The organism is Legionella pneumophila subsp. pascullei (assembly GCF_900637585.1).
Lineage (GTDB): Bacteria > Pseudomonadota > Gammaproteobacteria > Legionellales > Legionellaceae > Legionella > Legionella pascullei.
Window position 1 is genome coordinate 1,804,482 of sequence record NZ_LR134380.1, and the last position, 25,130, is coordinate 1,829,611.

Genomic DNA, 25,130 nt, shown 5'->3' on the forward strand with positions numbered 1-25,130 from the left:
GGATCAGAAGTGCCCTGATCCGACAATTCTTTAGATTATTTCTCCAGCTCATTAATGAGGTTAAACAATTGAATCAGAGCATCATTTTTCGCTCTAAAACTGGCAAAAGTGTTATTCTCTTTACTATCTGAAATATGCTTTGCAAAAGTAATCACACGACCATCCTTTTCAATCCAACCTACGAACCATCCATGTTGTAAAGGCAATTTTTGGCTTTTATCTTTTGTTAACTGCCGACCAGTTCCAGTTTTTCCATAAAGCTTCCACCCACCAGGCAACTCCTGGATGTATATGATGTTTTTAGTCATGGTATAAGCCTTTTGACTCACGGGTAGTTTTTTATGGATTATTTTTTGTAGAAATTGAATTTGCTCTATGGGTGAGATAGCAAGTGAACTTGAAAGCCAGGCATGGGTTAAGCCGTTATTTTGACCTTTATCTCCCGAAACATCCTGATTACCATAGTGAAATGCATCAATATAACCCTTAAATCGCTTCATGCCCAATTGTCGAGTTAATGCCTGTGAATACCAAACACAGGAGTCTCTAATCCAGGTGCGCGGGTTATGAGGGTATTTCCATACATTCAGATAAAGTTCATATTCCTTTTTGTATGGCCATTCAGGATGAAGCTCATCTTTTAATATACCAGAATCAAAGCCCATAAGGCTCAGTGCAATTTTAAAAGTTGATGCTGGCGAATAGCGTTGATTACAATCATTACCTTCGCGTTTTAACACAGTTTGTTTTTCCGTTGCCAAAAAACAGGTACCTTGAGCCCAGGTAGAGACACAAAATAATAATCCCATACACAAAAACACAATTATTTTCTTCATAACAACCCCAACATTCTTGCATATTGGGTATGAAAAGAGATATCACACCCATAAGCTACTTATCGATTTGTACTACCAAGAACATCCATCGCGACATTTCGGAATACTGGAGCAGCCAACTCCCCTCCCGAAGTTAATGTCTCTCCATTTTTTCTTGAATAACCTTGTTCAATCACAACTAATAAAACATAACGTGGATTATCCACCGGCACATACCCGGCAAACAAAGCAAGATACTTATTATTTTCAATAACAGTTCCTGTCTTGCCAGCTACAGGGACACCAGGAATAACTGCGAGTTTTCCTGTGCCCTTTGTAACAGCATTCTCTAGCATATGATTTATTGAGTTAGTGCTTGTTTCTGAAATAATAGCTCTATTTCCTCTATCAAATGGATGTCCTTTGTTAGCAAGGATGGCATAAGACTTTATTAACGATTCGATTGTGACAGGAATATTCTCTCCAAGTGACGCCATTGCCAGTTGTATATCGTCACTTTGGTCCGCTTGCCACCAAGTGTTCATGTCAAAACCAAATTCAGAGAGTTTTTTACGGATTACTGGTGCTCCAGTCTCTTGAGAGACCTTGATTAGGCACACATTGATAGATTTTGCGATAGCCTCAGCTAAAGAAGCCGATCCAACATTGGAATTATAGTTAGTAAATGTTTTGTCTTCTATGTAATAAGGTGAATGACAATCATAGCTCTTTGCTTCATAGCTATTCCCAGAATCGATTGCAGCAGCTGCAATAAAAGGTTTAATGGTAGACCCGGGTGAAAAAACTCGTGATTTCCAACTGTTTTGTTCTTTATTCTGGTTTGATTCAGCAAATGCAATAATATTGCCAGTATTAGGATCAGCTATCGCAATAACTCCTGATTTTGCGTGATATCGTTTGACTGCAGCTGCAATTTCTCTCTCGGCAATGTTTTGCATTCCGGAATCCAAGTGAGAAGTATCGACGATTTTTGCCTTGTTACTGCTCAAGGTTCCTGCTGCCGAATAGGCAACACATATTGGCATTAAAATAGAAAACCCTGTAAATGCTATCCTTAATAACAAGGATTTAGATGCGTTGGGTGGATAAGTTGATAGCATTGAAATTCTCCTGATGATAAAAGTACAGTCTTCGTTTTGTTTGCCCAAGGCCATACCTACCGTGCATGCAAATTTTCGGTTAGATGACAGAGAACATTGGGATACTGTCTGTACAACATTAAAAAGACAGCGGCCGTAGTCATGTGCCGAAATTTTTAGGTGGCCAACCAATACTTCATCACATGAAAATTCTTGTAAGTCGCCTAAAACACGACACCATCGAGTAACACCGGAATTCCCGAATAGGATAATGCGCATGATTTCAATAAAATAAGCCCATAAACAATCTCCATTACGATGATGTTGTCCTTCATGAGCAATCGCAATCCTCACATTCCTGGAAGAAGAAAGCAAAGAGACTGGTAATACAATGTAAGCTTTATTAAACAGCAATACTGAGAAAGGGACATGGCATCGGTGAGAAACTTTAATAATTAATTTACCGGAGGTTCGATAAGGAATTGCTTCAGTCAAGATCAATTTCAAGTGGCTTAAACCTGATAACAGGTGATAACCACGAAACAAGACGAACAAATAAAACACTACATAAAAAAGCTGACAATAACTTACATTGATCAATGTAAAGCTGGAAAGCAATTCATGATTGAATTTTACAGGTTCTGTTTTAAAGATAGGTTGGCTTACATACTCTTGCAGAGCATCAAATGATACATAGTTCTGTCGTTCAGGTTTTTGATCAGGATTTACACAATGAACTATGAATGGAGAAAACACACAACTAACCAATAAAAAACGTAATAATTTCAGTTTAAAAGATGGTCTATTTGCTAGCCAAGGAAGTCCTATAAATAGTGAGCTGATGAGGAGTAAGCAATGAATACTTAATAAAATTTCTATCAATAACATTACAACACCTCTGGCTGTTTTTCACCAACGTTTAATTGTTTAAGTGCTTCTTCAATGGCTTGAATGTCATCGTGCTGTAACTTTCTGGCCATCAAAAGTCTTTGGACAAGTGCTCGGGGTTCTCCATCAAAAACATTGGCAACCATATGATCAATACAAGTGCTTTCATACTCGGATTTTGTAACTATGGGAGTAAAAACATGAGCATAGGAATTTTTTTGACACTCAAGAAATCCCTTTTGCTCCAGCACTTTTATTACTGTTGCCACTGTTGTGTAGGCCAATGGTCTTTCCTTAGGCAAATGTGAAACAACTTCTTTAATCGTTACCTTTTCAAGATTCCAGATAATGTTCATTAATTCAAGCTCTACCTCTGTAAGAAGGCGCTCATGAATTGATGAGTTTTTTTTTGCCGACATGTTTATCTCCAGTAACTTCATACACTACTACTATTTTTATAGTAGTATGCTACTATAAAAATAGTAGAGTTGGAATAGTCCTGGGAAAATACTTCACTATTAGTTATAAAGGTTTACTAGAATGATGCAATCAGGTTGAGATCTAATATCAACCTGATTGACTTACAGATAATATTTGATAATTCCTGGAGAGTTAGTTCAATTTAAGTTTTTGTGATAATCCATTGATAGAATCAGGCTCTGAGACCTTAGGAGTAGAACTAAAGAAACTATAAAGTCCATAACCCAAACCTACAATACTAGAAGCAACGGTAGTGGCTAATGCCTCTTCAGCCAGGCTATTTCCAGGATCATATTGACCGGATAGTATGGCTATCCCCAATAAAGTTATTATTGCAGAAGAGGTACCAATGACTGATGCGCCTACTTTCAAAAGGAAATTACAATTAGGTGAATCTGGATTTTTGTTTGTCAAATTGGTCTTAACCGGTCTACGACTCTCTACTTCGGAAAGGCGTTCCATTAATGCAACAAAAGGATCTTCATCCAAATGGCCTTTGGGGCAAGTGGCTCTAACTAATAAGGAAGAAACAGGTTTATCAGAATCCGAAAGAATCTCACTTCTATCTCTTTTATATTGAGCATAACTTCTTTCATATTCTTCTAACTCTTTTTCTGTATCCTCGGTTTTTAAAAGAAAGTAATGCCCTTGAAGCGCATCAATAGCCACTTCAAAATCAGGTACATTGACCTTTGGGTTGTCATACTCGGCTACAACTGTAGAAGTCGAACGATCATAGATAGTAAGTGGCTGATTAATGACCTTCATCATGGTCATAATTTCAATATGAGATAATTTAACCTGAGGTTTTGCCAAATGTTGGCAATACAATTTATAGCCTTCTGCGTCCCAATAATTTTTAATTGCCTCTTCATCTGAGGAAGAGTTATCAAAATATTTTTCAAAAGGTGAATATCTATTTATTGAAATGCCTTCAGAGCGATTATAATAATACTCTAAAAAGGCCTCATTCGCTTCATATAAAACACCAAATTCCGTTGTTTTTAAATCTTCTTTTGACATAAATGCTCTGTATTCTTTATAGTTTTTAAAAGCGCTGAATACTCCTTTCTCACCTTCAAGCATTTCCTCTTTAACTGTTGAATTGTTAACGAGTTGAGTCGCGAACCATTCCCTAAACAGAAATCCTAAAATCAAGCTCTTTTCAAAGAGATAACCAGGCTTTTCGGAGAAATCATTTTCCTTATCTAATAAAGAAAATATATTTAACGATTCCGGGTTATGAAAAAATTGGAATAATTGTTCTGCTTTACTATCTTTATCAATGATTGATTTAAAGTGAAATAAATCATCAGGGAGAGGTAAATTATTAGTTAACAGGTACAGCGCAAAATTATGAAAAAAACAGTTGTCAAAAGCCCCTGAAACATCCACTGCATTTTCTACTCTTTCTTGCAGCGATATTATTTTTTTATCTTTCTTTGTGTGCATAATTTAATCTATCTCTTAGTTATTTGAAACAATTACATTGATTTTTGATTATAAAGAATCATTATTAAGCAAATATTAAGAGATAGAACTTGATAAAAGACTCAGAAAAATTCAAATTTGACACTGGATTAAACTTTTATACTAAGGTGAGTATTGGATGCATCTTGTTATCTGGAATAGATTTTTTTATATCCAATAATGAACAATAAAAATACCAGAATAAATGGTGTCGCAAATATCATCATCAAAGGCCATAAATTAGAACCCGCACATAAAGCATAGAGCGTATACAACAGTAAAGGTACGCTAAAGAATAAAGGGAAACAGGCCAATTTTTTCCATTTCCCCGTCCAATTAAAAATAATAATAATTTGCAAAATCCAATACAAAGGAATTAATAAAAAAAAGAGTTGAACAAACTGGGCATCACCAGAAGAGATCGGAGTCTGAGATTGAATAAACACACTGGATTGCTGTTGTTGATTCAGTCTTTGAACCCAGGGAGCTAGTGGCTGATTGTTTCTGATATTTTCATTTTGCCAGACTGCAGACACAGGAATTGATTTCGTTTGCAAAGCCTTCCAATTGGCATCATAGATTGTGACAGCAATAGAATCAATTTCTGTCACATTATCGTAGGCTACCCAGGCAATAGCCTCTCCTTCTCCAGATGAGTATGCTTGTGATGGATTAAATCTTGCGTTGTCCATCATTTTTTGTTGCAGATTTTCACCAATTGCCTGGAAACGCAAAGGCTGGTCACTCTTATATCGAATAAGCACATACAGAGCCTCATTCTGATTTAATATAACAGGAGATTTCGGACTGGTTTCTATCAGTTCAACGCTCAATGCAACAGATGTGGTTGAGTAGATGGCTAACAGCACTAACAAAAAAAATGATCTCATCCTTTTAACCAGTCTCATGAAGCGTCCTTCAATTAAATAACCATCTCTTTTTATTATGACAGAAAATCAGGCGAAAGATGCGATTAAAAATTACTCTATATCCAACAGAATGCAGCTCTATCATAAACTCCTATTTATATTGATACTTAATATTGAACCAATTCGCGCAATATGACTGTAGCATAAGAACCAGCGGGTAAAATAAATGAAAGCTCTAATGTATCTTGCTTTATTGTATATTCAATCTGTTCTGCATAAAGGATATTTGCACGCCAGGCCTCTTCCAAACCATTTTTTTCCAATCCATCCAACCAGGCAGACCATTCTGCATAAACTTCATTTATTATTTGCAAGGCTTTGCCATTTACCAGATTCTTACTCTTACCGGGTAGAGGGCTTGCAGGAGAAATATCTTTCTCACTAATTCGTTTTACTAATTGCTCATCCATATTTTTATCAGTAACAAAAATACTGTTTGATCCACTTAGTTGCATGACATCACCCAACAAGGGCTGATTCCATGATGAATCTTTTACACGCCGAGACAGTATTAAATTATACAACCATGCTCGAGCTGCGGAAAAATACATTCCTTTTAAAAATTTATCCTTTATTTTGCGCCCATGTACTAGCATTTCCTCTGCTTTTATTAAATTTCCACCATCTCGACCAAAACGCTGCTCACCGAAATAATTTGGAACACCTTTTAATTTAATTTGTTCAATACGGTGTATTAAATCCGCCTCATTAGAAACATCTCTTAACGTGATTGTGAAGTGATTTCCTGATAAAAAACCTGGCCTCAGTTTTTTATTATGACGTGTGCATTCAAGTATTTTCCATCCCGGTGCTTCCAGTGTTTCTATACTATTAATAATCTCTCCGGGCGCATGAATGCTGAGCCATTGCGTTGTTAATGCCTGTTTGTCCTTCAATCCAGCATAACTTATTAACTTTATCGGTTTGTTAATTAACCTGGCTAATGATTTAACAACTTCTTCGGTGGTTAGCCCTCTTTTTTCAATTTTAAGAACTATGTGTTCCCCTTCACCACTAAACTGTCCTTCAAGCAATTCATTCACTTGAAAATCTTCCGGAAACAACTTAAAAGTAGCTGTAGAATTTGGAATACCGTAGGCACGTGGCCAATCTAAAGAGTACATCAAGATCTCCTTCAAGAAAAAGGGTTCTAAACTAAATCTACAAATTCCTATGATATCAATAGATACTGAACTTATTAGTTTAGTTGATACATTATTTATCTTAACATCGTTTGATATGGCGACTATAAAACATTATGATGCAAGATTACCAACAATGATTGGTTTCAATTATTGATTGACTATAATTTAAGTAAGTATTTTTTTGCTATTTTTAATCTTGTTCTACTTTATCCAGTTAGAATTCGATTTTTTATTTTCAGGCTATCAATATGATTGTAAATAGTTCATTTAGACCCGTGTGGTGGCTAAGTAACAGGCATGCACAAACTTTATATCCTACTTTAGTAAAAAAGCGGTTAAAACCACCAATTGACTTTCATGAGCGCCTGGAATTGCCTGACGGTGATTTTATTGATCTGGCCTGGTCTATTAATGACTTAAATAAAAATACACCCTTGGTCATATTACTGCATGGTTTGGGTGGAGGTATTAACTCCATCTATGTCAGTGGATTGATGCAAGCGTTTGCCAATGCTGGGTTTCGTTGTGTTTTAATGCATTTTCGCGGAGCCAGTGAAGAACCTAATCGGATTTTGCGTACTTATCATTCCGGTGACACAGCGGATTTTGCTTATTTTCTTGAAATTTTAGCAAAGAGAGAACCTGTAACAAAAAAAGCGGTCGTCGGCATATCTTTGGGTGGCAATGTTCTGCTGAAATGGTTGGGTGAAACATCATCATCTTTATGGATAGATGCAGCTGTTGCTGTTTCCGTTCCGTTCCAATTAAATTCAGTGGCTGACAGGATGAATCAGGGTTTTTCTCGCCTCTATCAAGCTTACTTATTAAGTCGACTACGTCGTATTTTTCTAAAAAAATTAAATCACTTAAATAATTCCCCATTTTCAAAAAATGACTTACTTTCCTTAAAAACCTTCTGGGATTTTGATGAGCGAATTACAGCGCCGATCAACGGATTTAAAAATGCCCACGAATACTACCAAAAATCAAGCTCCAGACAGTACCTTAAGAATATCACCACGCCAACTTTGATTATTCATGCACAAGATGATCCGTTCATGACACCAGATGCTATCCCAACATCGAAAGAACTATCTTCTCAAACCACTCTAGAGTTAAGCGAATACGGCGGGCATGTAGGCTTTATTGCCGGGACTGGAAAAAGCTCAAGCCAACCTGTGTATTGGCTTGAGCAGCGAATTCCTGAATTTTTGTTAGATTATTTATCTTAAAAAATTAATGGGAATGCAATACGTTTAGCTGTTTTTTGATACAACCAGTCCGACTGTTGCAGCAGCTGCTAAAGCCACTATACCTAATCCAATGTTTCTTATTGAGAAAAAGTTATAACGATTCGCTTTTTCTGTATCGATACTTTCCTTAGATTTATAAAAAATTGGGTTATTCAAAATAACCTCACCACTCGGTGTTATTGGTTTTCCTGTAATTGATGTTGCTTCAATTTCTGAATAACCCTCTTCCATCAATTGGGAAACTCTCTCATCCAATTTGTTTTTATATGGGGTTGAAGCAGTGCCAACTTTAAGAAATTTTTCCTCGATCTGCCCTTCGGTCTGATTATCATTCCAAGTGACTCTTTTTTTCTTATCTGATTGAATGAGTTCTTTCACTTCTTTCTCATTTTGCATACAAACCTCTCTATAATTAATCAAAATTTAAACAATATTAGCAATAAATACTTAAGAAAATATGAACTCAAAGATAATTTAAAAATTGTTGCCTATTTAAAAACCCAGGTGAAATCGAGGTAATTGATGGAATTCCATATCGCATTATAACTTGCTTTTTATTAATCAATTGACTCCTGATTATTATAAACAGGAGTCATTACGGAAGATTTAAAAAATGTTTTATTTACAGAATTACACTGTAATTCGTCGCAACCTTAAAGCATTAAGGATGACTGATACGGAAGAAAGTGCCATAGCTACCGCAGCAATGACTGGATTTAAAAGCAGACCTGTTAGTGGATAGAAAATACCTGCAGCTAGTGGAACACCCAACGTATTATAAATAAAAGCGAAGAAGAGATTTTGACGTATGTTATTCATTGTGTTTTCTGATAAATATCGGGCCTTGGCAATACCACGTAAATCTCCATGGAGCAAAGTAACACCAGCACTCTCAATAGCGACATCAGTCCCTGTACCCATAGCAATACCAACATCTGCTTTTGCCAGTGCAGGAGCATCATTTACTCCATCGCCAGCCATGGCAACAATTAAACCATTTCCTTTTAATTCGCTGACAATACGCCCCTTATCTTCAGGCATTATTTCTGCTATGACATTTTTTATGCCTAGAGTAGCTGCCACAGCTTCTGCGGTTTTTTTGCTATCGCCGGTCAGCATGTAAATCTCAATACCCTTTTTTTGAAGGCTATGAATGGTTTCTGCGGTAGTTGATTTAATTGGATCTTCTACTACTAAAAGCGCAACTGTTTTACCATCGACCGCCATAAACATCACAGAAGAGCCTTTTGCACGAAACTTATCAGCTTTTTCAAAAAGAGAAGCATTGTCGCTTCCATACTCTTGTATTAATTTTGCATTACCAATAGCTACCTGATGGCCATTTACTCTGCCTACTACACCCTTTCCAGTAGGAGCTTCAAAGTTTTGAACTGAGCTGAAAGACATTTGCTTTTCTTTTGCGGCTTTCACAATGGCATTAGCCAGGGGATGTTCACTGTGATATTCCAGAGAAGCAGCCAATAGCAATGCTTGTCCCTCATCAAAATCTTCGCTGGTGGCAATGTGGGTAAGTTTCGGGTGTCCTTCCGTAAGAGTGCCTGTCTTATCTACGATGAGCGTATTCACCTTTTCCATGCGTTCAAGCGCTTCAGCGTTTTTGATTAATACTCCATTTTGCGCACCTTTTCCCACACCTACCATGATAGACATTGGAGTTGCCAAACCCAGTGCACAAGGACAAGCAATAATGAGAACTGATACAGCAGCAATTAATCCATATCCAAGGGATGGCTGCGGGCCTAATAGCGCCCATATAATAAAAGATAATACTGCTATCAAAATCACTGCGGGCACAAACCATGCTGAAACAGTATCCGCCAGGCGCTGAATCGGGGCACGACTTCGTTGAGCGTCACTCACCATTTGAACAATACGTGCCAGCATGGTATCAGCCCCAACATGCAACGCTTTCATAATAAAGCTGCCTGTTTGGTTCATTGTGGCACCAATAACCTTGTCTCCAATTTCTTTAGTAACCGGCATAGGTTCACCCGTTACCATAGACTCATCTATAAAACTATGCCCTTCTTGTATTTCACCGTCCACAGGTATTTTTTCACCAGGCCGTACACGCAACAAATCACCAGCAACTATTTGATCGAGCGATATTTCCTCTTCACTGCCATCTTCCTTAATGCGATATGCACTTTCTGGTGCCAATTTCAGTAAAGCACGAATGGCACTACCCGTTTGCTCTCGTGCCTTTAATTCAAGTACTTGCCCCAGCAGTACAAGTGTGGCTATCACAGCGGCTGCTTCAAAATACACAGAGACCACCCCTTCCTGACTTCGAAACGCAGCGGGGAATAATCCGGGGAAAAAAACCGCCACCACACTATAAATCCATGCGACACCAATACCCATCGCTATCAAAGTAAACATATTTAATTGGCGTGTTTTGAGTGACTGCCAACCACGCAGGAAAAAAGGCCAACCGCACCATAGCACCACGGGTGTTGCGAACAACAATTGAATCCAATTTGAAATACCTGTCGAAACAAAATGCTGGAATCCATGCCCAGCCATTTCCAAGATTACTACAGGCAAAGTCAATATCAACGCCACCCAAAGTCGGTGCTTCATATCAAGGTATTCCGGATTTGTTGCTTCACCAATGGAAATTGCTTCTGGTTCTAATGCCATTCCACAAAGTGGACAAATCCCCGGGGTAGCCTGACGAACTTCGGGATGCATGGGGCAAGTATAGAAGGTTGCTCGCTCTATGGTAATTTGAGGTTTGTGTGCATGACTTTTCTTATGACAACAAGCGTGCTCATTATGAACTTGAGAATAACCTTCATGGTGGTTGTGTGCCATTATTCACCTATCCGTAGTTTTATACTGCCTGAAATTTATAACCATTTTAATTAGCTTATGATATGCTGTTATCCTTGTTTATATCCACAACATCATAATAAATAATAATGCATTTTTTACCCTGTAAGAATTAACTGCTTTCAATTATAATTCATCGCTCCCTGAGAAAAAATTTGGCTTGAAATAAAATATTTCGGAGATCATTGTATTGTGAAAAAAATTATCATCACTCTAATCAGCTTTTTATTCATGAATACCTGTCATCACATGATCTATGCTGATAACTCACATCATCACGCGATGAAAGATCTTTCGACGTCTTCTTCCAAATTGGGGAATACACCCACAATACAGTTGGAAGTCCAGAAGATAATTGATAAAAAAGATAGGAAACTGGTATTTGTCAAACTCACTGATATAAAATCGAATAAACCAATTACTTTCAATGATCTTGTTGAGATACATACCAAAAAGTTTCATTTACTAATTATTGATAATCTTCTCATTGACTATAGTCATGTTCATCCAGTAGAAACCACTACTCCGGGTATTTACCAATTCGAATGGCAACCCAATCTCAAGAATGCCACGTATCGAGCATGGGCTGATCTGTTACCAACTCATACCAATACACAGGAATATGTTACTGTTGATCTGACATCTCCGCAGACAGTAACGAGAACAATGAATCCTTTACCTCATCAAACAGTATTAGAGAGTAAAGTCAATGGATATCGATTCAAATTAACCTTCGATAAAATGCCTATACTAGCTGGTAAACCAGCGATGGGAGAAATCGAAGTTACTAATGCTAAAGGGCATCCAGTCCGTACACTAGAACCAATTATGGGAGCCTATGCACACATTGTTGGATTTAACGAGGATTTTAAAACCGTTACCCATGTCCATCCTCTTGGCAAAGAGCCCAAAAATAGCATGGAACGTGGAGGGCCTCGATTGCAGTTCCATATTGAACCTAATAAAGCAGGTTTCATTAAAATGTTTGCCCAGGTGCAAATTGATGGGAGAGTACTCTACGTACCGTTTGCATTTATAGTAAAAAACGCTTAATGATGAACTCAAGAACCTGTCGTTTACATAAGCAAGTATTATTATAAGTTTCTAGCTTGTGTTGTGCAGAGCAAACCAGTTCTTTAGTACCCACTCATTCTGTTTTAGGACAGTATAGTGAGCGAACCCTTCTGCGTTTCACACCAGGTTTACTTTTATCATAGAACTCCCAATTCCATTGGGGTAATTCGCAGTTTTTATAGATAAACAGTTGATTCAAATGTTCAATGAGTTGATTTTTATTGCTTATTTCGGGTGATACCTGAATTGTAAATTGGGTTAATGTCTGCTGACAAATTAAATAATCCTCAAAACTTACACCACTACTACTCATATGCTGGCGAATAACATCTGCAAAAATTGGAATTATTTCTTGCCCTCGTTTTCCATAACAAACATCACCTAAACGGCCTTCAATATTCTTTAACTCAGTAAATACACCATTCGATCTTTTAACAACCAAAACATCATCAAGACAATAACGAACAATTGGCTGAGTATATCTATACAAGTCGGTAATAATTGGTACGAACCGCTCTTCGTCCAACCATTCCTTTTCAATAATAAGAAACTCGTCATTCATTAATAAACGATTGGTTTTACGTTCACTAATAGCCAAAAAACCTTCCGTGCATTGATAAATTTGCGATATGGTACAACCAAATGCTTTGGTTAAAATATCTTCTTCCTTTGGTTCCAATACTTCCGCCACAGAAAATATTTTTTTGGGTGCAATTTTTAAAATATCTTGATGACAAGCAAGCATTAAAAGCACACTGGCTGGAGCTGAAATAATCGTAGGTTGAATGGCATTTAATCTCTGAATATGAGCATCAAAATCAGCCAAAAGATCAAAAAAATGGAATTGTATCGTTCTGCTTTTATTTAAATTGGTATACAACTGGTTATTTGCTCTTAGAAAAAAGGCGATTCGTTCTTGCGAGTGCAAGCCATTCGGCATAGCCTTGGCAAGGATTATTCCTGCCCAGGCATCTCGCTCCCTTTCACTTACTAAAAACAAGCCTCTATTACCTGATGTCCCTGAAGATATACCAACAGCAATATTATTTATCATTGGCGAAAAATCGCGCGTATTTTCAGCCCGCAAAGCAATCTCTAATGCCTCATGTTTTTTGATATTTACTGTATTAATATCATCAAAGTGTTCCATCATGATTTTTTTATTAACAATTGGCCACTGTTCGAAAGGAGAGTTCAGATAATCTCTATAGAATGCGGATTGACACAAACAATTTTTTATAAGTTTTTTAAATTGTTTTTCTTGATGAATCTTTAGTTTTTCCGGGGTAGTAATAATCCTGTTAAGATAAAGCGTATTGAAATAGTGAAATAGAATATGCGCTAACATGATGGATTTCCAATTCTAGGGCGCAATTGCTGGCAGTGTGAAGGAATAATATCAATAGTCTTGTTTCTGCAATACAGTTCATGCAATTTTTGAATTGTCCTTAAATAAGCGTGCTTGTCATGATGAATCAAATAGGTCAATGTACTCGGATAAATCAGTTCTTTAAAAGTTTCCTGATGCCAGCAGCTGTCCGCAACCAGGAAAGTGTCGCCAGGCGCTTTAAAATATAAGCCGATTTGTCCTTTAGCGTGTCCCGGTAAAGGAATAGCGATCAATGAGTTGTCACCGAATACATCAAAACCATCAGAAAAGGGCAAAAGATGCTCACCAAGTGGGATTATCTTTTGAAGTGGTAATAGACGATCAAAGAAATCTTCAGGTAGCAGTCCAGGTAAAAAACCATTCAATAACGCTTTCAACCCCTTTTTATGTAGAATATCGTCTATCGCTTCAGAATGGCATATAAACTGAGCATTAGGAAAATCACATAATCCTCCAATATGATCAGCATGAAAATGCGAAATCACAATATAATTGATGTCTTCTGGTTTTATATGAATTTCTAGCAGTTGTTCTTTTAGAGACTTTACAAGTGTCATCGGAGTTAAACGACGGTATAAAGAGGCTGGAAATTTTTGGGTTAAACTGGTAAACCGGTCAGAATATCCTGTGTCAAATAAAATATATCCATGATTTTGATGCTTTATAAGAGCACAGAAAGCTGGATATTCACGCTGTCTGATTCCTCCATTTTTTAAAGTCATACGCTCGCAATGTTTGCAATAGCCAGCTTCAAATAACTGATACTTTATATCCATGAGCAATACCATTCAGCAAATTTCTTTATACCCTCATCAATACTATAAATTGGCTTATACTTTAAATCTTTTTTTGCCGCATCAATATTTAATGTTTGTCCAAAAGCTAACACCCCGACACCATATTCTGTAATCTTTGGTTCTGTTTTTAGATAAAGTACCCGATGCAAAAATTCGAGAAGCTTTGCAACAAATCTTGCTTGATTATAAGGAATACTCTTGGTTTTTAATGGTTTATTAAGAGCAGAAAACATCATTGAAATAATATCAATAAAAGTCCGAGGCTCATCATTGGTGATATTATATTTTTTTCCTGAATTACATTTATCTGCCAAAGCGGCCATGATCATACTTTCTACTACATTCTCTACAAAAGTAATATCAATCAAATGATTACCTGAGCCAATTATTGGTAGCACTCCTTGGCGCTCCGCTTTCAATAAACGTGGGAAAATAGCACGATCATATGGTCCAAAAATTCCTCTGGGCCGTAAGGTTATCACATCCAGATCATGCTCCATTCTAGCTTTATCTACGATGGATTCAGCAATTAATTTGGTTTGCACATAATAATTGACCGGTTTTTCTGGTAACGGAGCATTTTCCCTAATATTGTGCTTCTCTGTAAAATCAAAATAAATGCTGGGAGTGGAGACATACACAAGTCGAGCCTGACTGGGGGTTGCCTGAACGACATGTTGAGTTCCTATGACATTAGCCTGGTAAAAATCTTTATATTTTCCCCATGGGCTTGATAAAGCTGCGCAATGAAATATGAAATCCGCGTTTTGACTAATTAAGGATAAAGACTTCAGATCCTTCAAATCGAGTGGGACAAACGTTGCTCCCATTTGACTTATTATTTCCCCCAACAGCAAATTGCGTCCTAATGCAATGACTTCATGGCCTTCTTTAATCAAGCGTCTTGTGAGATTTATACCCAAACATCCTGTAGCACCGGTTACAACTGAAATCATACTAATACTCCAGTATCATTCCAGCAGCTGATAATCCAGCGCCAGTACCTAATAGATAAACCAATTGCCCGCGTTGTAAATCATGATTATGGATCAAATGACACAATGCGGAAGGCAGAGAAGCGGCCATTTGATTACCATGGGTAGTATAAATATCAACAAATTTTTCACCAGGGATACCAAGTTTTTTTCGTATATGATGCATGGCAAGCAAGCTGGCCTGATGTGGTACAACCCAATCAACATCATTTAGTGTTACGCCAGCTTTAGCAAATAGCTCCTCCTGCATAGGACCAATCATTTGGCTAGCCAGTTTGAATACACTCTTCCCATCCATTTCAAACAAACCATATTTCTTATTGTATTCACTCGCAGGCGGCATGAATGTACCTCCAGCCTGAACTTGGCAAAAGGTAGCACCAGAACTGTATGTTTTCATATGAGCCCCAAGAATTCGACTGGTATCATGGCTTCTTTCAATAACACAAGCGGCTGCGCCGTCCCCAAAAATCGTACAGGTTTCCAGGTCACTCCAATCCAGGCCAAATGAAGGGATATCACTTGATACAATCAGTATCCGATTAAATCTTCCCCCTGAGAGCATATAAGACGCCGCATCAAGTGCCGTAAGAAAACTAAGACAGGTGCTGTTAATATCAAAACATGCGATTCCTGAGTTTTCCAATCCTAATTGTTTTTGAACAAGAACAGCCGTACAGGGTATAGGTTGCTCTCCCGCTCCACAGGCCCCAATAATGGCATCAATGTCAGCCAAAGTAATTCCTGCTTGTTGCACAGCGTGTAATGCAGCTTGACTAGCCATATAGGAGGTTGTTTCACTGACACTGGCAAAATGCCTGGAAACTAATCCAGACTTCTTCTGAACACTGCCTTCAGGAAGATTGAGTTTTTTGTCTAGCTCAGATGACAACACTATGTTTGCGGGCAAATATTTTCCCATTCCAATTATTTTTGCTGGCGGCATAGAACTGACTTGTTAAAGGATGGAGCATTATTGTACTATAAGGCTTATTATAATCAAAGAGAACTTATTGAGGGTTGTTTGGTAAATAATTGCCGTATATTTATATAAATGATAATCTATCGTATTCTCCACGCTCTTAAAAAATAGGCATGAAAATCCTGACTGTCCTTGACAGCTACCCTCCCGATTTAAATGGTGGTGCTTATTTTACTCACCGCTTGGCAAAATCCTTACAAGCCAAAGGGCATGAAGTTCTTGTAATATGCCCCTCTCGAAGCCTGAAACAAGGTTATACAAGCTATGAAGGAGTCAATCTGTATGGCGCACGATCATGGCCAGCCTTTGGTTATAAGAATTTTCGTGTGTGCTGGCCTCTCTTCATCAAGAAGGGTATTTTAAAAGCAATAACAGAGTTTGATCCCGATGTTGTCCATTTGCAGGGAAAATTTTTCTTAGGTGGAATTTGTTATCGAGCCTGCCGTAAAAAAGGTATCCCGTTAATGGCTACGAATCATTTTATGCCAGAAAATTTTTTCCACTATACTCACCTTCCCAAGTATTTTGAAAAATGGTTTCATCGCACCACATGGAGTATTGTGGTTGATATGCTAAATCATGTAAAGATAGTAACTACTCCTACCCACACTGCAGCCAACTTACTTAAAGAGGTACATTTACAAAAAGAAATTCATGTTATTTCTTGTGGAGTGGATCTAGAAAAATTTCAGCCAAAACAAAATGCCAGCTTCATTAAACAACGTTATAAAATTCCTGATAAGCCAATTCTATTGTATGCTGGACGTTTGGATAAAGAAAAAAATTTATCAACAGCAATAGAAGCATTTTATAAAGCAAGACAATCTATTGATGCTCATTTTGTTTTAACCGGTCGTGGCGCAGAATTACAAACATTAAAAAAACTGGTGCAAAATCTGAATCTCACTGAGCATATCACTTTTACAGGGTATCTGTCAGACGAGGAATACCCCCTAATATATAGTTTAGCTGATTGTTTTGTAAATCCGGGAACTGCTGAATTACAAAGTATTGTTGCCTTGGAAGCTATTGCTTCTGGATTACCGCTTCTGGCTGCAAAAGCGATGGCTTTGCCTGAACTTGTTAAAGAAGGAGTAAATGGTTATCTCTTTGACCCTAATGACATTGAGACATTGTCTTGTTATATGGTCAAGATTCTTGGTAATCACTCTCTCAGTGAACAAATGGGAAGAGAGAGCAGAAAATTATCTCAAGAACATGATATCAAACGAACTACCGAACAATATGAAAAACTCTATCAATCCATGGTGAATTTATGAAAGCAGTCGCAAACCGTTACCATGTCCTTTGTCAGGAAAGAGTATTCATAAGAAGTCTGCTTAGTGGATTTCTTTTGCTTTTTATAAGCTTTCTCATTATGAATTTTGCAGGAAAATATGCTTCACTTATGGCTGGTAGCCCTGTAAACGATTTAATTCTTGATAATTTACCTCTACGTGATGTCACTGTTTTTCATGTTAATGCGGCTATTATCTTCTGGACGATTTTTACTATTTATATCCTGTTAAATCCAGCTTTCATTCCCTTTATCACTAAAAGTGCCGCTCTGTTTATACTAATACGTTGCGCCTTTATTAGTATGACCCATCTCGGAGCACCTCCTAATCAACTGACCATTCCGGATAATTTTTCATCTCTTGTTTTATTTAATGGTGATTTGTTTTTTTCCGGGCATGTCGGAGGCCCTTTTTTAATGATGCTTATCTTTTGGAATAAGACAACATTACGCTATATTTGCCTTGCTGCTGCAATTTTTTTCGCTTATACAGTGCTGATTGGCCATATTCATTATAGTATTGATGTCTTTGCAGCCCCATTTATTACTTATGGAATCTTTCATATAAGCCAGTTTCTGTTTGCATCAGATTACCAACGACTAAAATCAGAAATTACCTCATCTGCTGGAAATTTATAACAGAGGCAACATGCAGAAGGATAAGCTCACGTAAGGAAGTAATTCCGTCGATATTTGTTTGCGACAATCCATTCAAGCTTATATCTATTCAAATAATTTCAGCAATACTGCAACAGGGTGAGAAGCATTTAAACCGGTTAATCGTTTGACTTGTGCTCGACATGAATAGCCATCCACTAAAGTATTAGCTAAACCCTTACTCTCTTCAAAATAATTCTTCCACGATAAAGCAAACAAACCGTGGGAATTGGATTGATGGATTGCCTCATGCCCATAAGCTCCAGCCATACCACAACATCCTGTTTTCTCAGCAATTAGGGTGAATCCAAAAAAATGAAAGACTTTCTGCCACTGCATTAATGCCTCACTGCAATTTGCCTGCTCTGTGCAATGACTTAACAACAGATACTGATTAGGAGTTTCATTGGTTTTTATTGGTAACTCCTTGATTTTTTCAGAAGCAAGTATTTCAGAGAGCCATTCTTGAATTAACAGGATTTTACTATTGTAGTTTTCGGACAAAAATTCACAATATTCATACTGATAGGTTAATACCATGGCAGGATCAAGTCCTACCATAGTCAATCCATGATCTGATAACTTTTGAATCATTAAAGCATTTTTTCTGGCAATTTTTGCAAATGACCCAAGCATTCCATTGACATGCAGAGTTTTACCATTTTCAAACCAGGGTAAGACATAAACATGAAATCCAAGTTTTTTTATTAACTGACATGTTTTCATCACAAGTTCAGCCTCATAAAAACTGGTCAACCAATCCTGTATATAAATTACAGTTTTCTCTGGAGCAGGCAAATTCTTTAAATCCAGCCATGGAATATCATTTGCTTTTAAGAGTGATTTAAGATTTGGACTACTAAACAAGGGGAGATCAACCAACCCGGCGTATTTATGCAATAAATACTTCACTAATTGATTTGAGAGACAGAAATTAGTTAATTTTGGAAACAGGCTTTGAAAATAACCAACGCGTTCACTGTAAGCAATTAGATAATCTTTCAGGGGGCGAGAATAGCGAGTGTGATAGGTTTGCAAAAATTTTGCTTTAAACGAAGGAACATTGATATTAACCGGGCATTGAGAACGGCATGCTTGACATCCCAGGCATCCTTCTAATGCTGTATAAACTTCATGAGAAAAATCATATTGACCGTGCTCCTTTTTGTAAGCATTTATTTGCTTTTTCAATGGCCATGATAATTCACGCTCACCGTCCAAGACACTTAATTGCCTTAGCCATTCCCTAACCAAACTGGCTCTTCCTTTGGGAGAATGAATTCTATCCCTGGTTATTTTGTAAGAAGGACACATTACATCCTGGAATTTATAATCAAAACAAGCTCCATTTCCATTACAGCTTAATGGTAATTGATAAGAATCTCTGTACAGGTAATTAATTTGATTATCCACAGCCGCTCTGGTCTTTTCCGAACGGATGCTGGCAAGTGCATCATGGCTACTTGAGGGAATAGCAATTTTCCCAGGGTTTAATTGATTGAACGGATCACAGCTGGATTTAATTTTCCTGAGTTCATTGTAGAGTTCCTCTCCAAAAAACATAGGCACGAATTCACTTCGAAATCCTTTACCATGTTCTCCCCACAATACACCACCGTATTTATGGGCAAGTTGCGCTACTTTTTCTATTATTTCGTAATAGATTTCCCTATCTTTTGCATCCATCAGATTAAATGCAGGGCGAACGTGTAAACAGCCTACGTCAATATGACCAAACATCCCATAGCTAATCCCATGAGAATCGAGTAATTCACGAAACTCCCTGACGTAGTCAGCCAAATACTCGGGAGGAACTACTGTATCTTCAACTCCTGATATGGGTTTCCTGGCACCCTTTACTTTACCTAAAAGTCCTACACTGCGTTTTCTTAGATCCCAAAGATTGGTAATATCCTCATTATTAGTGACCAGGTGAAAATCAGAACCTTTTAAAGTGTTCTTCAATAATTGCGCATGTTGTGATAGGTCTTTTTCATCGTGTGCCACAAACTCAATTAAATTTATTGCCTCGACTGGGGTGTTGCTTCCAGAGCACAGAAAAGATTTCAGAGAATGATAAATAATATCTGTCTTGGCCAAGTTCAAAATAGTTCCATCCATTGTTTCAATGGCTTCTGGCTCAAATGCAACTAAATGCTTTGCATGTTCAAGGGCATCGCTAAATGAAGGATACAAGACAACAAACAGACATTTGTATTTGGGAATATTTGTCAATTTTAATTTGATTTTAGTGACATAGGCTAGAGTACCTTCAGAACCAGCCAGAATGTAATTGGCGTTGAATCGCTTTCCATCATCCGAATAAATTTTTGCCAAATTGTAACCAGTGACAAACCGATGTAATTTAGGTAACTCCCTTTCAATCGCCCCTCGATGTTCCTGGGCTGTTTTATCCAGCTGCTTATAAAATTGTCCCACCTGTCCTGGCAACTTTTTCATATCATCCAACTGATTGACATCTATTTCTTCACTGGTATGGACTTCCCCTCCCAGATAGACTGCCGTTACTGCAAGTACATGCTGACTGGTTTTTCCATAAAGTCTTGAGCCTTTGCCACTAGCATCTGTATTGACCATACCTCCAATTGTGGCGCGATTACTTGGAGATAATGTAGGAGCAAAGAACTTGTTATAAGGCTTCAGAAACTCATTTAATTGCTCAAGAACTACTCCAGGTTCAACCAAAACCCAATCTTCATCCAGATTTATCTCCACAATATGATTCATGTAGCGAGAACAATCGATGATTATTCCAGCATTTAATGATTGACCATTAGTCCCGGTGCCACCGCCCCTGGGTGTGAAAGTTAAATCACGAAATTGTTCATTACTGGCTAAATTAAAAATATGAGATATATCATTTTCAGTTTTAGGAAAAATGATGACTTCAGGAAGAACTTGATAAATACTATTATCTGTCGATAAAACAATTCGGCTACTTAAAGCTTCATCAATCTCAGCATGAAACTCAGGTATTTTTTTTAGTTGCTGCAAAAATAACCTGATTTTTCTGGATGTTGCAGTGGAAGAGGTCAAACGCGGGATCATGATTTTGCCTAGCTTTTCCTACATTAATCTTCTCATTATAGACTACCAGATAATTAGGACTAAATCATAAAGGCGACGATCATCCAATCAGAAAAAATAGTCTTTTTAGTCTAAATTAAAGAGATACGGATACCTTTTTAAAGGACTAAAACAATATGAACAAAATAATAGACGATTCTCTGACTGAAGAACAAAAATACATGGTTCACGTATGGGAAAATCATACGCATTATGAATTTGATACTAAAAATGTTGAAGATACTATGCGAACCATGGAAGACAATCCTTATGTCAATAACATACCTACCATGGAAGGAGGATTTGGAAAACAAGAAGTAAGAAAATTTTACAGTCAATTTTTCATACCCCAAAAACCGGATGATACTGAAGTTGAATTGATTTCGAGAACAGTAGGTACAAATCAAATTGTAGATGAACTCATTATTAAATTTACTCATAATATCAGGATGGATTGGATATTAAGTGGAGTTGAACCTACTGGAAAACGGGTAGAAATTCCTCAAATTGCAATTGTCAGATTTCATAATAGAAAAATCATAAGTGAACATATTTATTGGGATCAGGCATCCGTTCTTGTACAAATCGGTTTACTCAATTCAGATAAATTACCCATTCATGGAGTAGAAGCCACCAATAAGATAAGAGAACTGAAATCACGATGCCTGATTAAGTGAGAAAAATGCAGTTACTTCTAACTATAATTATTGTTAAAGGATATAGGGATCATCATGATAAAAGATTATCTTATAGAAACCATGAATCAGGATGAAGTGAATCTTGCGATAAGCTGGGCTACCCAGGAAGGTTGGAATCCAGGAACTCATGATGCGATATGTTTTTATCAAACTGATCCCCATGGCTTTTTTGCAGGTAAACTGAATGGAAAAACGATAGCCATTGGTTCTGCTGTTATCTATGATGAGTTTTTTGCTTTTTGCGGTTTCTATATTGTTGATAGACCATATAGGAATCAAGGTTATGGCTTGGAATTAACTAAAGCCAGGTTAGCCTATCTTGGTAACAGGAATGCAGGCATTGATGGTGTCATAAACATGCTGGACAAATATGCTTGCATTGGTTATCAGTTGGCACATAATAACGCCAGATATTGTCTTAACAAGACAATAAAACCAGTATCATCTGATCCTCATATTGTTCCATTGAATCAAATTGACTTTTCGCAGTTATCATCCTATGACCGCTTACATTTTCCAGCACCTCGCCCTCAATTTTTAAAATGTTGGATAAATCAGCCACAAAGCTTGGCTCTAGCTTATTTGATTGATGGCCAAATTAAGGGTTATGGTCTTATCAGGACCTGTCAAAAAGGATTTAAGATTGGACCATTATTTGCGGATAATCCGGAAATTGCGCGTCAGCTTTTCACTAATTTAGTCCAATATTCTAAGGGACAAGTGGTATTCCTAGATATTCCAGAGAATAATCCTTTAGCCATTGAACTGGTCCGTCAATATCAAATGGAAAAAGTGTTCGCTACAGGACGAATGTATTTAAGAGGAGAGCCTCCACTAAAAAAAGAAAACATTTATGGAATCACTACTTTTGAATTAGGATAACCCATGACCCGAGATCTCACTGGATATGGGCCAGAGCAAATCAATTTAACCTGGCCAAATAAGGCTAAAATCGCGATTAATTTTGTTATTAATTATGAAGAAGGAGCAGAACTAACTCCTCTGAACGGTGATAAAAAAGCTGAAGTTTATGGGAGTGATTTTCCATTTCCACCTAAAGAAAACGCAGAAAGGAATTATAGTATCGAATCTTTTTATGAATACGGCGGTCGCGTTGGAATTTGGCGTTTAATCCGTCTTTTTGATAAGCATTCCATCCCACTAACTTTTTTCGTAACGGGTTATGCCTTAATATTAAATCCTGAATTCTCCAGCTATCTGGCAAGTCATAATCATGAAATAGCTGGGCATGGATGGCGATGGATAGATTATTCGAAAGAAAGCAAAGCAACGGAAAAAAAACACATCTCTCGCTGCATTGATGCCTTGCAGGAACTCACTGGACAAAGGCCCTTGGGCTGGTACACGGGAAGAAGAAGCCCATTTACCCGCGATCTGCTGATTCAAATAGGCGGATTCGTATACGATTCAGATAGTTACGCTGATGAACTCCCCTATTTCATTAACAAGCATCTTGTTATACCCTATTCATTAGACTGCAATGATTTTCGTTTCACAATTTCTCCGGGTTTTGTCACAGCACAGGATTTCTATCTCCGCCTGAAAAACACTTTTGATTATCTTTATCAAGAAAATAGATTGTCTATCATGACTATTGGTTTACATCCGCGATTAAGTGGCAAACCTGACCGCTGCCATGCTCTTAATGAATTTCTAATCTATATTTTGCAATTTCAAAATGTATGGATAGCAAAGAGAATAGATATCGCTCTGTATTGGTTAACCAAACACACCTAGATTAAACAGGATTTATGAAAAACCTCAAGACCAAAAACATTTTTAATGAGAAAGTTTAGATAAACTAACTGATTGAATTAAAAATTTTTTTAACAAAAAGATTGGGTTTTTCATAAGTTCTGTTAGATGCTCTTATTCTTTGATTTTATTAACTTCTGTACTGTTTCATCAAAAGAGCTTAAAATTCCTATCGTAGAATTTTCATAATTCCACCCTATTATAACTTACAAATTACTGATATGAGTCACTTACTGGATTTATCCATTCTTAAAAAAAACCGCGACTTTACCTTACTTTATTTGGGTCAATTCATTTCATTCATAGGCACAATGATTACCAGTGTTGCCCTTCCCTATCAAATTTATCATTTGACCGAATCGACAATGATGGTGGGATTACTCAGCCTGGCACAACTACTGCCTCTTCTGATTACCGCATTGCTTGGTGGAGTGTTTGCTGATCGATATAACCGACGCGGATTACTGATCATTAGTGAATTATTACTTGCTGTCGGTTGTCTTTTTCTGGCATTCAACTCCAAATTGCCCAATCCTAGTGTGAGCTTAATCTTTATAATAGCTTCACTAATGTCTGCAATTACCGGTTTGCATAGACCGGCTTTTGACAGCGTTATACAACAAATCGTGAAACCTGAGGATTACAAGAAAGTAGGAGCGCTTGGCAGTTTCAAATTCAGTTTTTGTATGATTATTGGACCAGCTGCTGCCGGACTGATTATTGCGCAATATGGTATTGTAATAACTTATATCATTGATTTATTAACCTTTATCATTTCATTACTCAATCTGAGCCTGATGCACACCATACCCAAACCTATAGTCAAAGAGCATCCCTCCATTGTAGTTTCTTTGAAAGAAGGTATAGGCTTTGCTTTTAGCCGGCAAGAACTGATGGGTAGCTATTTTGTCGATTTTTTTGCGATGGTTTTTGCTATGCCAAACGCATTGTTGCCTGCTATCGCGCAACAATTTGGAGGGGCTAAAACATTAGGACTACTATATGCTGCGCCAGCTATAGGATCGCTGATTATTTCTTTTGTTAGTGGATGGACTGCAAAAATTACTCATGATGGAAAAGCCATCGCCATTGCTGCCGCCTTGTGGGGAGCAGCAATTATCGGATTTGGACTAACCACTTCTTTGTGGTTATCTCTCTTCTTTCTTGCTCTTGCAGGAGCATTTGATGCCATTAGCGGTATTTTTAGAAGCAGCTTATGGAATCACACCATCCCGCAAGAATTGAGAGGTCGCCTGTCCGGAATTGAAATGATTAGTTATTTGAGTGGCCCAAGATTAGGTGATACCCGAGCAGGCTTTGTTGCAGCAGGTTTAGGTATCCCTGCTGCATTAATATCAGGCGGTATTTTATGCATTATAGGTGTGGGGCTCTGCTGTTATACCTTGCCTAAATTTTGGAATTATCATTCAAAGTAATGCAT

The 25,130-nt window shown here is 37.5% G+C and carries 21 protein-coding genes; 8 read left to right on the forward strand and 13 right to left on the reverse strand.

Annotated features, from left to right (window positions below; translation table 11 throughout):
- Positions 1-35: 35 nt before the first annotated feature.
- The 6 genes from blaOXA to truD all read right to left on the reverse strand — a co-directional run bounded on the left by blaOXA (position 36) and on the right by truD (position 6,806).
- A complete protein-coding gene (blaOXA, locus tag EL201_RS08305) occupies positions 36-836 on the reverse strand; it encodes a class D beta-lactamase (RefSeq protein WP_027221805.1) in 801 nt (266 codons plus the stop codon).
- Positions 837-895: 59 nt separating this feature from the next.
- Entirely contained in the window at positions 896-2,803 is a 1,908-nt protein-coding gene (locus EL201_RS08310; RefSeq protein WP_027221806.1) for a M56 family metallopeptidase, read from the reverse strand.
- Positions 2,803-3,222, reverse strand: a complete 420-nt coding sequence (locus EL201_RS08315; protein ID WP_027221807.1) for a BlaI/MecI/CopY family transcriptional regulator — start codon at positions 3,220-3,222, stop codon at positions 2,803-2,805. The genes EL201_RS08310 and EL201_RS08315 overlap by 1 nt, the downstream gene beginning before the upstream one ends.
- Positions 3,223-3,415: 193 nt before the next feature.
- Positions 3,416-4,735 (reverse strand): Dot/Icm T4SS effector Ceg23, encoded by a 1,320-nt coding sequence (gene ceg23, locus EL201_RS08320; protein ID WP_027221808.1) that lies wholly within the window; start codon positions 4,733-4,735, stop codon positions 3,416-3,418.
- 167 nt (positions 4,736-4,902) lie between these two features.
- Positions 4,903-5,661, reverse strand: coding sequence for a hypothetical protein (locus EL201_RS08325; RefSeq protein WP_027221809.1), 759 nt, complete (start codon positions 5,659-5,661; stop codon positions 4,903-4,905).
- 128 nt (positions 5,662-5,789) lie between these two features.
- Positions 5,790-6,806 carry a tRNA pseudouridine(13) synthase TruD gene (gene truD / locus EL201_RS08330; protein WP_027221810.1) on the reverse strand — a complete coding sequence of 339 codons (1,017 nt, stop codon included), beginning with the start codon at positions 6,804-6,806 and terminating at the stop codon, positions 5,790-5,792.
- Positions 6,807-7,075: 269 nt separating this feature from the next.
- Between truD and EL201_RS08335 the strand changes: the two genes are divergently transcribed.
- Positions 7,076-8,059, forward strand: coding sequence for a hydrolase (locus tag EL201_RS08335; protein WP_027221811.1), 984 nt, complete (start codon positions 7,076-7,078; stop codon positions 8,057-8,059).
- A 24-nt stretch (positions 8,060-8,083) separates the two neighbouring features.
- On the opposite strand, the gene EL201_RS08340 is transcribed toward EL201_RS08335, so the two are convergent.
- Entirely contained in the window at positions 8,084-8,476 is a 393-nt protein-coding gene (locus tag EL201_RS08340) for a hypothetical protein (protein WP_027221812.1), read from the reverse strand.
- Positions 8,477-8,710: 234 nt separating this feature from the next.
- On the reverse strand, positions 8,711-10,918 hold the full coding sequence (locus EL201_RS08345; protein ID WP_027221813.1) for a copper-transporting P-type ATPase: 2,208 nt from the start codon (positions 10,916-10,918) through the stop codon (positions 8,711-8,713).
- Between the two features lie 210 nt (positions 10,919-11,128).
- Between EL201_RS08345 and EL201_RS08350 the strand changes: the two genes are divergently transcribed.
- Positions 11,129-11,989, forward strand: coding sequence for a DUF8832 domain-containing protein (locus tag EL201_RS08350; RefSeq protein ID WP_027221814.1), 861 nt, complete (start codon positions 11,129-11,131; stop codon positions 11,987-11,989).
- A 94-nt stretch (positions 11,990-12,083) separates the two neighbouring features.
- On the opposite strand, the gene EL201_RS08355 is transcribed toward EL201_RS08350, so the two are convergent.
- The 4 genes from EL201_RS08355 to EL201_RS08370 are packed head-to-tail and all read right to left on the reverse strand — an operon-like array spanning position 12,084 to position 16,138.
- Positions 12,084-13,358: a F390 synthetase-related protein gene (locus tag EL201_RS08355; RefSeq protein ID WP_027221815.1), complete on the reverse strand. Its 1,275-nt coding sequence runs from the start codon at positions 13,356-13,358 to the stop codon at positions 12,084-12,086.
- Positions 13,352-14,188, reverse strand: a complete 837-nt coding sequence (locus EL201_RS08360; RefSeq protein ID WP_027221816.1) for an MBL fold metallo-hydrolase — start codon at positions 14,186-14,188, stop codon at positions 13,352-13,354. Before EL201_RS08360 ends, EL201_RS08355 begins: the two co-directional genes overlap by 7 nt.
- Positions 14,167-15,153 (reverse strand): NAD-dependent epimerase/dehydratase family protein, encoded by a 987-nt coding sequence (locus tag EL201_RS08365; RefSeq protein WP_027221817.1) that lies wholly within the window; start codon positions 15,151-15,153, stop codon positions 14,167-14,169. The genes EL201_RS08360 and EL201_RS08365 overlap by 22 nt, the downstream gene beginning before the upstream one ends.
- A 1-nt stretch (position 15,154) precedes the next feature.
- Entirely contained in the window at positions 15,155-16,138 is a 984-nt protein-coding gene (locus EL201_RS08370) for a beta-ketoacyl-ACP synthase III (protein WP_027221818.1), read from the reverse strand.
- Positions 16,139-16,287: 149 nt separating this feature from the next.
- Between EL201_RS08370 and EL201_RS08375 the strand changes: the two genes are divergently transcribed.
- Both EL201_RS08375 and EL201_RS08380 read left to right on the forward strand, forming a co-directional pair.
- On the forward strand, positions 16,288-17,454 hold the full coding sequence (locus EL201_RS08375) for a glycosyltransferase family 4 protein (RefSeq protein ID WP_027221819.1): 1,167 nt from the start codon (positions 16,288-16,290) through the stop codon (positions 17,452-17,454).
- The gene (locus EL201_RS08380) at positions 17,451-18,110 is read left to right on the forward strand and encodes a phosphatase PAP2-related protein (RefSeq protein ID WP_027221820.1); all 660 of its coding nucleotides are present in this window, start codon (positions 17,451-17,453) and stop codon (positions 18,108-18,110) included. Before EL201_RS08375 ends, EL201_RS08380 begins: the two co-directional genes overlap by 4 nt.
- 84 nt (positions 18,111-18,194) lie before the next feature.
- Here EL201_RS08380 and EL201_RS08385 read toward each other — a convergent pair whose 3' ends face one another.
- Positions 18,195-21,197: an FAD-binding and (Fe-S)-binding domain-containing protein gene (locus EL201_RS08385; protein ID WP_027221821.1), complete on the reverse strand. Its 3,003-nt coding sequence runs from the start codon at positions 21,195-21,197 to the stop codon at positions 18,195-18,197.
- Positions 21,198-21,352: 155 nt separating this feature from the next.
- On the opposite strand from EL201_RS08385, the gene EL201_RS08390 reads away from it, so the two are divergent.
- The 4 genes from EL201_RS08390 (at position 21,353) to EL201_RS08405 (ending at position 25,125) form a co-directional block, all read left to right on the forward strand.
- Positions 21,353-21,892: an ester cyclase gene (locus tag EL201_RS08390; RefSeq protein WP_050598274.1), complete on the forward strand. Its 540-nt coding sequence runs from the start codon at positions 21,353-21,355 to the stop codon at positions 21,890-21,892.
- Between the two features lie 54 nt (positions 21,893-21,946).
- Positions 21,947-22,795 carry a GNAT family N-acetyltransferase gene (locus EL201_RS08395; protein WP_027221822.1) on the forward strand — a complete coding sequence of 283 codons (849 nt, stop codon included), beginning with the start codon at positions 21,947-21,949 and terminating at the stop codon, positions 22,793-22,795.
- 3 nt (positions 22,796-22,798) lie between these two features.
- Positions 22,799-23,671 (forward strand): polysaccharide deacetylase family protein, encoded by an 873-nt coding sequence (locus tag EL201_RS08400; protein ID WP_027221823.1) that lies wholly within the window; start codon positions 22,799-22,801, stop codon positions 23,669-23,671.
- Positions 23,672-23,910: 239 nt separating this feature from the next.
- Positions 23,911-25,125 (forward strand): MFS transporter, encoded by a 1,215-nt coding sequence (locus EL201_RS08405; protein ID WP_027221824.1) that lies wholly within the window; start codon positions 23,911-23,913, stop codon positions 25,123-25,125.
- Positions 25,126-25,130 lie beyond the last annotated feature (5 nt).